We start from the raw sequence: 12,621 nt of genomic DNA, 5'->3' as shown, positions 1-12,621 counted from the left end.
CCATGACTTTGGTTTTATTAGATTTCATATTTTATGGCTATGGCGAAATGATCATGAAAAGTATATGGCGGAAATACTATGGTGAATGTTTGTACCGACAATTTTATGGCGGGCTTTGGTGTCATTTTTTTGATGGGAGATCGCATGAATAGCGGATTGCTTCATGGCACCTGTTTGTCGATGTGTTGTTCTGAAAGTAAGGGCTGTATTTGATAAATATTTGGCTATGAGTGTTGGCATCATTTTGTCTTTTTTATGACAAAGGCTTTGTGACCATCAATGGGTGGTTTACACCATGACTTTGGTTTTATTAGATTTCATATTTTATGGCTATGGCGAAATGATCATGAAAAGTATATGGCGGAAATACTATGGTGAATGTTTGTACCGACAATTTTATGGCGGGCTTTGGTGTCATTTTTTTGATGGGAGATCGCATGAATAGCGGATTGCTTCATGGCACCTGCTTGTCGATGTGTTTTTCCGGAAGCAAGGGCTGTATTTGATAAATATTTGGTTATGAGTGTTGGCATCATTTTGTCTTTTTTATGACAAAGGCTTTGTGACCATCAATGGATAGTTTACGCCATGATTCTGGTTTTATTAGGTTTCATATTTTATGGCTATGGCGAATGTTTGTGCCGACAGTTTTATGGCGGGCTTTGGTGTCATTTTTTCGATGGGGGATCGCATGAATAGCGGATTGCTTCATGGGACCTGTTTGTCGATGTGTTTTTCCGAAAGCAAGGGCTGTATTTGATGAGTATTTAGCTGTGAGTGTTGGCACCATTTTGTCTTTTTTCTGAGGCAAACATTTTTATTGATGCAGCTGAGTAGAGTTTGGCGAAAGCATTATTAATTTTGACAGGTCATGAGAGAGAAAGACGCACTGTATTTAATCTTTGTGGGCTCTATAAATGATTGCTTTTTAGGCGCTTTAAACAGTTTTTAGGTAAGGGCATGTTTTGTCTCTACATAGGCATTTCTTTACCTAAGAAGGGTGTTTTTTGCCTTCTTACGACGTTTGTTCATTTCTGGGTTTTAGGTGAGCAAAGGTGTGACTGAAAGTTTTCCGTCAGTATTTGTATAAAAAATACTGGTATGTTTATTTTTTGAGTGTTTTTTGAGCAAAAATGCAGTTTTTAAGTTAATTGTGCATTTTTTTAGAAAAATAATTTTAAAATAAAATTGTTTTTTAAGTTCTTTTAAAACAATTGGTTAGGCATTTATTTGCCACTATGTAGGAAGGTTTTTTCCGAGTTAAGGAAAAAAAATTCCTAAAATGATTAAAGGTTTTCAAAGTCTTGTCGAAAACCTTAATACGATCTGCTTACTGCAGGGTTTAATGAAAAATTCTAGGAGGCTGTGATGGCTCTTTATGTAAATACAAATACTTCATCTTTAAGTGCGCAACGTCAGTTGATGAGCTCTAGTAATGATCTAGATACTTCTTTTCAGCGTTTGTCTTCTGGTAAGCGTATTAATAGCGCAGCGGATGATGCAGCAGGTCTACTAATTTCTAATCGTTTAACTTCTCAGGTAAATGGTTTAAATCAGTCTGTACGTAACGCCAATGACGGTATTTCTTTGGCTCAAACGGCTGAAGGTGCGTTGGATGAAACAACTAACATGTTGCAACGTATGCGTACTTTGTCTATTCAGTCTGCAAACGGTTCAAACTCAGACAAAGACCGTTTGGCTTTGCAGCAAGAAGTTAAACAGCTGTCTACAGAAATTAACCGTATTGCTGAAATTACAACTTTCGGTGGTGAAAACTTGTTGGATGGTAATTTCGCGGGTATTTTCCAAGTAGGTGCAGACTCAAACCAAACCATTAGTTTCAGCATGGAAACAGGCGGTGCGAACAATTCTATTGATTTCGCTGCTAATGCTGGCTTCACAATGTCTGGTTTATCAAGTAGTTCTTCTACTGCTCAAGTAAGTAGTACAAGTGCTTCTGTATCGTCTGTTGTTAATGCTCAAAGTATGATTGATATTCTGGATACTATGATTTCTGCAGTTGACTCTAAACGTGCAGATTTGGGTGCAATTCAAAACCGTTTTGGTTCTTCGATTAGCAACTTAAGTAATATTTCTGAGAACGTATCTGCTGCACGATCTCGTGTACGTGATGCTGACTTCGCGGAAGAAACTGCAAAACTAACAAGTACGCAAATTCTTCAGCAAGCAAGTTCATCGATCTTGGCGCAAGCGAATCAACGTCCACAAACTGCTTTGTCTCTATTAGGCTAATAGCAATATGTGGTAGCGAAAAGGCTGGGGTTTTAACCCCGGCTTTTGTTTATTTGGAGGAATTCTGTTATGTCAATTAACACCAGTGATTTTTCTAAGCAAAGTGTTAATTACTCTTTGGGCTCAGAGTCTCGTGCCACAGAGGAGTTTGCTGCATTGCGTCAAGCTAATGCTAAAGTTGTTCAAAGCTCTGCCGATACAAATAAAGCAAACAAGGATGATAGCAATACTGGATCTTCCCATTCTTTTGGAAAAGTAGAGGCGTATGATATTGAGGCTATGAATGAAAAAATGTCTCAATTAAATGTGCAATTAACCTTTGAAATGAGAGAAAATCAAAACATAGTAAAAGTATTGGATCAGACAACTGGTGATGTGGTTCGTCAAATTCCAACTGAAGATTTTCTTAAAATGTCAGAGAGAATTGATGCTATTATGAGTGAGCTGAGTGAGGTCAAGGGTTCCTTGGTCAACAGTGAGGTTTGACAGAAGTAAATAACGTAGAGCGTTAGGAGATAAAGTTATGTCGGTTGGCTCATTGGGTGTAGGGTCTGGTATGGATCTAGAGTCCCTCGTCAAAGAAATGGTGAGTGCTCAAAAAGACGCCAAAGTCAGACTTTATCAAGATAAAATCAGTGGGTACGAAGCCGAATTATCTGCATTAGGCAGAGTGGGTTCAGCCATTGATAATTTTAAATCGATTGTAGAAGCGCTCGGCGATGATGAGCTTTTTACTGGTCGTGATGCAAGAATAGCTCAAACAGAGGGTGAAGAAGTACTTTCTGTTACTACAGACAATACCGCTTCCAATGGTTCTTATGCTGTTGATGTTAATCAATTAGCAAAGGGCAGTCGTGTTATGTCATCGCCAGGGCTTTTTTCCTCTGACGCAGATGTCATCAGTAAAATAGATTCCGCACTGACTTTCAAAGCTGGCGATAATGAATTTACGCTAGATATTCGTGCCGGCACAACTTTATCCGAGTTACGTAATCAAATTAATACATCTGAAGATAATTTTGGTGTATCTGCTAATTTGGTCGATGATGGAACCGGAAATTTATTTTTTACAGTCACCTCTTCCATTCAAGGGGCTGGAAACACTTTAAAAATCACGAACACTTTGCCTATTGAGAAAGACGATGAAGGCAATGTTATCGATCCAGTTGAAAATAAAGATGACGACATACCAGTAGAAGAAAAAGAAGAACCTTTTGTTGATGAGTTGGATTTAGCTGGAGACGATGTTGATTTTACTAATGATGGTGAAATCCCTGAAGACGAAGTTGAAGAACAAGCTGAATTAGCGGCTGTTGCCGATATAGAGCCAGTAGATGCCGAAGAGCCTGAAGATGTTTCTTCTATCTCGAAAAATGCAGAGTTAAGTTTAAACTCAGTCTCTACCGAAGGCGTGTTCGCTGGTTTGTATACGCCGCTTGGCGAACAATCTCAAGATGCCGTTATTACGGTAGATGGAATTCAGATTCGAAATAAAACGAATACATTTGATGACGCTGTAGCAGGCCTATCTATTGAAGCAATAGATTTGACAGAAAAAACGACAAAAGTCGATGTCAGTTTTGATCAAAAAACGGTACAAGAAACAATAAAAGAATTCATTTCTTCTTATAATGATCTAGTGAATTTATTCCAACAGAGTACGGATAAAAATGCGGCCTTGAACGGCAACAGCATGATTCGTAATCTTCAGTCCTCTTTATCAACACAGTTAATGAGCAGCCAAGCGAGTTCAGGTACCTTTACGTCGATTTTTGACCTCGGTGTGAAAATGGACAATCAAGGTATGTTGAGCCTTAATGACAGTAAGTTTGAAGCTGCAATGAAAAGAGGTTATAGCGAGGTTGCGCCATTAATATCTGGCGAAAAAGGCTTGGCTAAATCGTTAGAAAATCTTCTGGACAACTATACTGGCTCTAGCGGAATGACAAATTCCTTAAAAGACTCTGTACGTAATTCAATAGACAGCTCTGAAGGTGATTTAGAAGCATACGAAGATCGCATGGTTCGTTATGAAGATTCGCTTCGTGCTAAGTTCACTGGTCTGGATTCTCGTTTGGCTAATATGAACGCACAGGGCAATTATTTAAACTCTGTCTTGGCAAAAATGTAATTTTTGAAACCGAATATTTGAAATAACGAGGTTGTATATGTACAAGAGTAAAGGGATTCAGGCTTATAGAAAGGACTCAATAAAGTCCGATTTAGCTTCTGCAGACCCTCATCGAGTCATTCAACTTTTAATGCAAGGTGCACTTGAAAAGCTTGCTTTGGGAAAAGGTTGTATTGAGCGTTCTGATTGGGAAGGAAAGTCTGCCGCGTTAACTCGTGCAGTTGAAATTATTAACGCATTAAGAGACGCTTTAGACAGAGATGTTAACCCTGAACTTGTGGATAATCTCGAAACGCTTTATGAATACATGACAGTACGAATCACTGAGGCAAGTGCTAGTAAAGATACGAGCATTATTGATCAAGTCATTGGGCTGATTCTACAAATTAAAGGTGCTTGGGATCAAATATCTGCGGCGGATAAACAAGCTGCTTATGAAGGTCAAGATGACGCTCGTGTAGGTGTTGTGTAATGTTTGATATGTCGCATTTGACGACGTTGAGCGAAGCATTAGAGCAAAGTGTTATTAATAACGATATTGAAGAGATTCAACGGTTATGCCAAGTCAATGACGACTTTATTCGAACCATTGAACCTCTTGTTAATGATAAGCAAGGAAATGAGTCTATAAAGCACTTCATTTCAGTCCATCAGTCTGCAACTCGTCTTATTCGTGATGTGCATGTCGAGATGCAAAAACAGCTTTATCAAACGAATAAAACCCGTAAAAATGTCAATAAATACAAAGGCGTAAAAAATGCAGAATGAGGAATTCTCACCCTCTCTTGAGCATGCACAAGCGTTTGCTTCTATGTTTGAAAGAGGTGCTGCGCGCCTCAAAGAAAACGATAAAGAGTTTACTGAACGCTACTTAAGAAACATGACTGTTTTTTCTAACATCATGCCTCATATATTCGAATCTTTTCAAAACTACCAGCCACAAAAACGTCATATTTATATGGAAGAAAGTGGTGAACTTAACCTTTATCGTGAAGATATTGGGGCGCCACTGTTTTCTTCAAATCCTAGAGAGCAAGCTGCAAAGAAAGTTGCGTTGGCTTTTAAAACACCCAACAAAACAGTTTTGAACCTGGATCGTACTGATAACCACCCAAGCCGTCATGTTTATTACAGTAATAAAATTCTAGATCAAATTGCGTTACAGTCTGAAGGTCTTCAATTGCAAAAAGAATGGCCTCAGTTTGTCGGCTCGACAATGTTATTTGGCATTGAATTTGGCTACCAGCTTGAAATGATTCTTGCTCAGCGAGATATAAAGCATTTGTACCTTTATGAATGTGATTTAGACTTTTTCTACTATTCGTTATTTGCGATTGAATGGGAAAATATTTTAGAAGCATTTAACAATGATGGTCGAACCATTCATTTTTTCTTAGGTACTAATCCTGAAGAGTTTACTGAAAAATATTTGCAGCAGTTAGAAGAAAATGGCTATTTCATGGCACCAGAAACCTATTTGCATGTGGCTTATAGTAGTCCTGAAAACAACAGCGCCATTGAAAATTTTAAAAAACAATATGCTCGCCAAGTGATGGGGTGGGGGTTCTTTGATGATGCGCTTATTGGTGTTGCTCAAGGCTTGAGCTCATTACCCAAAACAAAAGTTGCACATTTCCAAGGGCGTGAAGCCTTGCCAAAATGGGTAACAAATATTCCGGTATTTATACTGGGGAATGGTCCTTCTTTGGATCAAGGTATTGAGCTAGTGAAAGAAGTGCGAGATCAAGTGTTACTGATTTCTTGTGGCTCCACTATTAATACCTTGAAAAAACTTGGTATCACGCCAGATATTCATGTGGATATTGAGCGTTTAAAGCAAACGGTAGATAAGTTCTTATTTTTAGACCAAGACTATTTGGATAAAATCTGGGGATTATCTGTCAATGTTATGCACCCTGGTTTTTTTGATTGTTTCAAACATTCTGGTATGGCGATGAAACCAGGTGAAGCGATTACTTCTTTAATGTTGAGTCAAGCACGTGCTCAAGGTGATGATAAAGAGTATGTTCAGCTAAATTATTGTAATCCGATTGTTGCTAATTTGGCTTTGTCTTATGTTCACCTCTTCGGTTTCAATAATGTTTACTACCTCGGTGTGGATAACGGTTTTAAAGACAAAGGAAGCCACCACTCCATTAATAGTGGCTATTATAAAGACGGTAAAGAATCTGGCTTTCAAAGCTTTCAAGAAGCAAAGTTGGTTGAGCGAGAAGGGAATTTCGGTGGTACCGTTCATGCTGCTGGTATCATGGATACGTCTAGAGTGCAGCTCGAATCATTAACTAGAATGTTAAATAAACGTCGAAGTTTTGCTAGCTTTAATTTATCTGATGGCGCAAAAATAGAAGGTGTAACACCACTACGAATTGAAGACGTTTTAATCATGGAGCCTAAAATCGATCATGAAAAAGTGATTGATATATTAGAGGAAGTTTTCTTTACTGAACCTCCGGAAGCATTAGCGGGGAAATCTGCAGAAGTTATTATTTCTGTCGATGATTTTCGTAAAATTAGTCAAACACTTCAACAAGGTTGGGATGAAAGTATTGTCACGAGAGAGCAAGTATGTGATTTACTTTGGTCACACCATCGTCAAATATACTTCCTAAAAGGCAGTGTGCATCGCCATATATTCGATTTGTTAATTGGTTCTTTTACTTATTCTGCGTTTCTTATTGTACAGTTTTTGTTTAAGTATCAAGACGAAGCAGAAACGGTTTCTCGTGCTCGTCATCTTTTCGGTCCTTGGTGTGAATTCCTGGAAGAAATGCCAAGTATGCTTCAACAGGCATCTGAGTATGTTGATGAAGGGAACGACCATTTGATTACTTTCTATAATGGCTAACTAAATCCGAAGGTGCTTTTGTGAGTTTGAAAGTGCTCTTTTTGATTAAAGGGCGCTTCCAAGCTATTTCTTCAGCCATTTAACTTATGCTCTTTTCGTGAAATGCAATCAACAAGGTGATCATTCACCATGCCTGTTGCTTGCATAAAGGCATAGCAGGTTGTTGCACCGAGAAACTTAAAATCTCTTTTCTTTAAATCTTTCGCAAACTTGGTAGATAGCTCTGTGACTGCAGGTATATCTTCGTGAGCTTTTATTTGGTTGTTAATGATCTTCTTATCGCTAAATGCCCAATAGTAATCACTGAAAGAGCCAAATTCTTCGACAATCTTCAAAAAGGCTTTGGCGTTATTAATGGTTGCTTCTATTTTTGCTCTATGGCGAACAATGCTTTTATCTAACACTAAACGCTCAACATCCGCTGGCGTCATTTTAGAGACTTTTAACGGATCGAAGTTATGAAACGCGGCACGATAACCTTCTCGTTTGCGTAAAATAGTGATCCAGCTTAGACCCGCTTGAGCACTTTCTAGTACAATGCATTCAAAGAGCATTTGATCATCGTAAACAGGAATGCCCCATTCATTATCATGATAGTGAATGTATTCAGGAGATCCTAAACACCAATTACAACGTACAGATTCCATTAATGATGCTCCAGCTGCTTATTCATTTTGATGACGCTATTTTCTTTCATGCTAGCGATAATACAACTAGCCTCTATGAATCAATCATATCAGACCTAGTTCAGAATAGTGGTTTGTATAGGACGGGATAATATGAAGTTTAAACCAACTTACGGACAGCAAGATGTAGAGTTATTAAAAGACGAATGCCTCTACAAAGGTTTTTTTGAAATGCGTAAATTAACCTTAAGACATAAAAAATTTAATGGTGAATGGAGTAATCCCATGACCCGTGAAATGATGGTTCGTAATGATGCTGTCTGTGTGTTTTTGTTTGATCCTGTTGCAGATAAGGTTTTATTAATTGAGCAGTTTCGTCCAGCCGTTTTGAGACGTTCTTCTCCTTGGTTGCTTGAGCTAGTAGCTGGAATGGTCGAAGAAGGTGAAAGCGATGAAGACGTGGCGCGCCGTGAGGCGTCTGAAGAAGCTGGAGTTACCGTAAAACGACTTGAATACATGTTTAGGTTTGTTCCTTCACCCGGTGGTTTAGTGGAATTTTTACGAATGTATGCTGGAGAATTTGATTCAAGCCTCGTTGATGTGACAAAAATACATGGTCTAGATAACGAAAACGAAGACATTAAGCTGCACTTGATGCGCTCAGAAGAGGCGATTGATTTACTAAAGCAAGATATAGAAAACGCCAGTACCATCATGGGGTTGCAATGGTTCGCCTTGAATAAAACGAATTTACTAAAGCGTTGGTGTGATTAGATAAATTTATATTACTTGTTTAATCTATACTGGTATGAGAAAGAGACAAGAATGACCGGTACTAAAAAGGCTCAAATGATAAAGAAAACAATGAACCAATACGTCCCTGATTTAGTTAGCTTACAGATGCTCGGTGAGTTGAATTATCGTCGTCTCGGTAAACTGATGCGTGGGGAAGAGTCCTTGGAGGCTTGGCACTTTTCTATCCATACAGTAGGTGAGCAAGAAAGTCGCTTACGCCTTACTCTTGGTCAAGAAAGCCGTTTTACTTCTGAAATTATGCTAGAGTTTGGCCCTGAAATTCCTAAAAAATTGTTATTTAAAACAACGCTGTCTATGACGGTGCGTTTGTATCATGATATGAAAATCGCTGAGATTACAGATGGACATCGACAATATAGTGGCTCTTACCCTTATCCAAACGATGCCATGTTACATCGAGACGAAAAATTCCGTTTAAATCAGCAGTTAGCTGATTTGTTAGAACTTTGCTTAAAACATGGGCATAGACTAAATAGGGATTTGTCCTTTCAATTTGCCTAGCACCGCTAAGAATAAAAAGGTTAAAGGACGACTGAGAATATAGATGAAAACATTATTGTATATCCATGGTTTTAACAGTTCTGAGTCATCTCATAAGGCGACTCTACTTGGCGAAGCCGCTAAGCAAATAGGTCAAGCTAATGCGGTAATTTCGCCTCGTTTGTCTTGGCAGCCAGCAATGGCTATCAAGCAATTAGAAGCCATTATTGAAGAAAAACAATCTCAAGGTATTACGCTGATTGGTAGCTCACTAGGTGGTTTTTATGCTGCTTATCTTGCTGAAAAATACCACCTGAACGCTATTTTGGTAAACCCTGCGGTACAAGCTCCTGTATTGCTCAAAGATCATTTAGGGCCACAAACCAATCCCTATACCGATGAAGAATATGAATTAACACTCGCTCATATGAAAGAACTAGAAGTGTTGGTTGTGACAGAGCCAGCGCCCGCATTATATTGGCTGATGTTGCAAGAAGGTGACGAAGTATTGGATTATCGCGAAGCACTGAAAGCTTTTCCTCAAACAAATCGGTTAACTCATGAGCAAGGCGGTGATCACCGGTTTATTGAATTCGAGCGATTTACGGAAGAAATACTCCGTTTTGCTGAAATAATAATCGACTAAAACACTGCTTTTATTGGACTATTTCACTCTAGGTAAAACCAGTGATAGACTCTAGTCATCTAATTTACTCTCGAATGCGATATGAAGAATCAACCCTATCTCGCATGATCAACTTGGAAGAAAAACACCCATGTCTGCAAAAGAATATAACGCTGGATCGATAGAAGTTCTGAGTGGCTTAGAGCCTGTACAAAAACGTCCTGGAATGTACACGGATACCACCCGCCCTAATCACCTTGGGCAAGAAGTTATCGATAACTCAGTTGATGAAGCCTTAGCAGGTCATGCGGATCGCATAGAAGTTATTCTTTATAAAGACGGATCTTTGAGTGTAGAAGACAATGGACGAGGCATGCCCGTTGATATTCATCCAGAAGAAGGGGTGTCTGGTGTCGAACTGATTCTGACCAAACTGCATGCCGGTGGTAAGTTTTCTGGTGATAATTACCAATTTTCTGGTGGTTTGCATGGTGTGGGTGTATCGGTTGTAAATGCCTTATCGACTTCATTAGAGGTTTGGGTAAGACGTAATGGTATTCAATACCATATTGGTTTTGAAAACGGTTTTAAAACCTCTGATTTGAAAGAAATAGGTACCGTTGGCAAGAAAAACACAGGAACAAAAGTAAAGTTCACTGCGGATGTATCCTACTTTGATAGTCCAAAATTCTCTTTATCCCGTCTTAAGCATTTATTAAAAGCCAAAGCGGTATTGTGTTCTGGTTTGCATGTGGTTTTTATTGACCAAAGCGGCAGTGAAGAAGTTCGTGAAGAATGGTTTTACCAAGATGGTCTAAAAGATTATCTAGCACTGGCAAACGAAGGTTTTGTCTTATTGCCAGAAACGCCTTTTATCGGTGGTTTAACGGAAAAAACACAGGGGGTAGATTGGGCTGTGCAATGGCTACCGGAAGGTGGTGAACTCGTTACTGAAAGTTATGTCAACTTGATCCCAACAGCTCAAGGCGGTACACACGTTAATGGTTTACGAACGGGTTTGCTGGAAGCCATTCGCGAGTTCTGTGATTTCCATAATCTGTTACCTCGCGGAATCAAATTAACAGCAGAAGATGTTTGGGATCGTTGTAGCTACGTTTTATCCGCCAAAATACAAGAGCCTCAATTTTCAGGACAAACCAAAGAACGTTTGTCTTCTCGTCAGGTTGTTGCCTTCATTTCTGCCACGGTTAAGGACTCATTTAGTCTGTGGCTGAACTCGCATGTTGACGATGGTAAGCAAATTGCTGACATTGTTATCAACAGTGCGCAAAAACGTTTGAAAGCCAGTAAAAAAGTGGTTCGCAAAAAAATCACTCAAGGCCCTGCATTACCGGGTAAATTAGCGGATTGTTCAGGTCAAGACTCCACTCGAAGCGAACTTTTTTTGGTGGAGGGTGATTCCGCTGGTGGTTCTGCTAAACAGGCTCGTGAAAAAGATTTTCAAGCAATTTTGCCATTACGCGGTAAGATTTTGAACTCTTGGGAAGTGGATTCTGGTCAGGTGCTAGCCTCCCAAGAAATCCACGATATCTCTGTCGCCATTGGCGTTGACCCAGGCGATGATGATTTAAGTGGCCTTCGTTATGGCAAAGTTTGTATTTTGGCCGATGCCGATTCGGACGGTTTGCACATCGCAACATTGATTTGTGCTCTGTTTGTTCGACACTTTCCAGCCTTAGTGAATAACGGACATGTCTTTGTTGCTATGCCGCCTTTGTATCGAATCGATCTTGGCAAAGAAGTGTATTACGCCTTAGATGACGAAGAAAAAGACATCACTTTACATAAAATCGCTGCTGAAAATAAACGTGGAACACCAAACGTACAGCGCTTTAAAGGCTTGGGTGAGATGAACCCATCACAACTACGTGAAACGACCATGGCGCCCGATACACGTCGTTTGATACAGCTAACAATGGAGGACAAACCAGATACAGACGAGCTGCTTGATAAATTGCTTTCTAAGAAACGAGCGGGGGATAGAAAGAGCTGGTTAGAAACATACGGAAATTTAGCGATAGTTGATTAGTCCAAATATCTTTGTCGTTTAATAGCGAGTACCGCTAAAATATACCGTATAGTTTAATTAAAAATAGCCTAATCAAATGGAAATGAATGAATGTCTGAAATGAAAGACGATGATGTGATCAGTGAAGAAGTCCTTTATGAAAAAATCGACCACTATTTGATGACATTCGGAACGGATAGATCACTATTGTGTGTGTCTGAATTGGACGGGTTTTTAACAGCATTGGGTTGTTCAGTACAAGAGTTGGAACCAGACCTTTGGCTAAATGCTATTTGGGGAGCGGACGAAGACCAGCCTAAGTGGGACTCTACAGAACAAGAAGATGAGTTTTTGAGTCTTATCTTGATCATGTATATGGAGACGATGAATAACTTATTATTCGGCGATTTTTATCCTGTCTATTTAGAACAAGAAATAGACGGTGAATTTAATATTCTCGTCGAAGAATGGTGTGTTGGTTTTATTCGAGGAGCAAAGCTTATTGGAATTGGCTTATCTGGCGATAGAGAATTCTTTGATGAAGTGCTAGCGCCAGTGCGTTTGTTCGGTACAGAAGCAGGTTGGGATAAAGTTCAAGTGATGCAGGATGAAGAAGTTACTTTCTGGCGCGAAATGTTAGAACCTTCGATACTACGCTTGGTTAAGCATTTTCATCCGGAAATACAAACCGATACCCAGAGTGTGGAAACCCGCATACTCCATTAATTATTCGCGAACTTTCCATCATAAAAAATACAAAAAAAACCGTGATTGAAGTGACCCCCAATAGTTGGA

General features: G+C 39.3%; 12 protein-coding genes. 11 read left to right on the top strand and 1 reads right to left on the bottom strand.

The genetic code is table 11. From position 1 onward, the window contains the following. Window positions 1-1,368: 1,368 nt before the first annotated feature. The 6 genes from MUS1_RS15355 to MUS1_RS15330 all read left to right on the top strand — a co-directional run bounded on the left by MUS1_RS15355 (window position 1,369) and on the right by MUS1_RS15330 (window position 7,250). Window positions 1,369-2,253, top strand: coding sequence for a flagellin N-terminal helical domain-containing protein (locus MUS1_RS15355; protein ID WP_036164058.1), 885 nt, complete (start codon window positions 1,369-1,371; stop codon window positions 2,251-2,253). A gap of 69 nt (window positions 2,254-2,322) precedes the next feature. Then, window positions 2,323-2,739 carry a flagellar protein FlaG gene (locus MUS1_RS15350; RefSeq protein ID WP_036164056.1) on the top strand — a complete coding sequence of 139 codons (417 nt, stop codon included), beginning with the start codon at window positions 2,323-2,325 and terminating at the stop codon, window positions 2,737-2,739. 37 nt (window positions 2,740-2,776) lie between these two features. Next, window positions 2,777-4,384, top strand: coding sequence for a flagellar filament capping protein FliD (gene fliD / locus MUS1_RS15345; RefSeq protein WP_036164054.1), 1,608 nt, complete (start codon window positions 2,777-2,779; stop codon window positions 4,382-4,384). Between the two features lie 37 nt (window positions 4,385-4,421). Beyond that, on the top strand, window positions 4,422-4,856 hold the full coding sequence (gene fliS, locus MUS1_RS15340; protein WP_036164052.1) for a flagellar export chaperone FliS: 435 nt from the start codon (window positions 4,422-4,424) through the stop codon (window positions 4,854-4,856). Further along, window positions 4,856-5,152 (top strand): hypothetical protein, encoded by a 297-nt coding sequence (locus tag MUS1_RS15335; RefSeq protein WP_036164050.1) that lies wholly within the window; start codon window positions 4,856-4,858, stop codon window positions 5,150-5,152. Before fliS ends, MUS1_RS15335 begins: the two co-directional genes overlap by 1 nt. Beyond that, on the top strand, window positions 5,142-7,250 hold the full coding sequence (locus MUS1_RS15330) for a motility associated factor glycosyltransferase family protein (RefSeq protein WP_036164048.1): 2,109 nt from the start codon (window positions 5,142-5,144) through the stop codon (window positions 7,248-7,250). Before MUS1_RS15335 ends, MUS1_RS15330 begins: the two co-directional genes overlap by 11 nt. 71 nt (window positions 7,251-7,321) lie before the next feature. On the opposite strand, the gene MUS1_RS15325 is transcribed toward MUS1_RS15330, so the two are convergent. Continuing rightward, on the bottom strand, window positions 7,322-7,897 hold the full coding sequence (locus tag MUS1_RS15325) for a DNA-3-methyladenine glycosylase I (protein ID WP_036164046.1): 576 nt from the start codon (window positions 7,895-7,897) through the stop codon (window positions 7,322-7,324). Window positions 7,898-8,029: 132 nt separating this feature from the next. On the opposite strand from MUS1_RS15325, the gene MUS1_RS15320 reads away from it, so the two are divergent. The 5 genes from MUS1_RS15320 to MUS1_RS15300 all read left to right on the top strand — a co-directional run bounded on the left by MUS1_RS15320 (window position 8,030) and on the right by MUS1_RS15300 (window position 12,552). Further along, window positions 8,030-8,650, top strand: coding sequence for an NUDIX domain-containing protein (locus MUS1_RS15320; protein ID WP_036164044.1), 621 nt, complete (start codon window positions 8,030-8,032; stop codon window positions 8,648-8,650). 51 nt (window positions 8,651-8,701) lie between these two features. After that, entirely contained in the window at window positions 8,702-9,193 is a 492-nt protein-coding gene (locus MUS1_RS15315) for a DUF1249 domain-containing protein (RefSeq protein ID WP_051436400.1), read from the top strand. 43 nt (window positions 9,194-9,236) lie between these two features. After that, entirely contained in the window at window positions 9,237-9,818 is a 582-nt protein-coding gene (locus tag MUS1_RS15310) for a YqiA/YcfP family alpha/beta fold hydrolase (protein ID WP_036164042.1), read from the top strand. A 130-nt stretch (window positions 9,819-9,948) separates the two neighbouring features. Then, window positions 9,949-11,847, top strand: coding sequence for a DNA topoisomerase IV subunit B (gene parE, locus MUS1_RS15305; protein ID WP_036164041.1), 1,899 nt, complete (start codon window positions 9,949-9,951; stop codon window positions 11,845-11,847). 90 nt (window positions 11,848-11,937) lie between these two features. Next, complete coding sequence (locus tag MUS1_RS15300; RefSeq protein ID WP_036164039.1) at window positions 11,938-12,552, top strand: UPF0149 family protein; 615 nt, start codon at window positions 11,938-11,940, stop codon at window positions 12,550-12,552. The last annotated feature ends 69 nt before the right edge of the window (window positions 12,553-12,621 follow it).

This window comes from Marinomonas ushuaiensis DSM 15871, from assembly GCF_000521805.1.
In the GTDB taxonomy this organism is placed as follows: Bacteria; Pseudomonadota; Gammaproteobacteria; order Pseudomonadales; family Marinomonadaceae; genus Marinomonas; species Marinomonas ushuaiensis.
The sequence above is the reverse complement of the archived record's forward strand: the minus strand, read 5'-3'. Positions and strand labels throughout refer to the sequence as shown.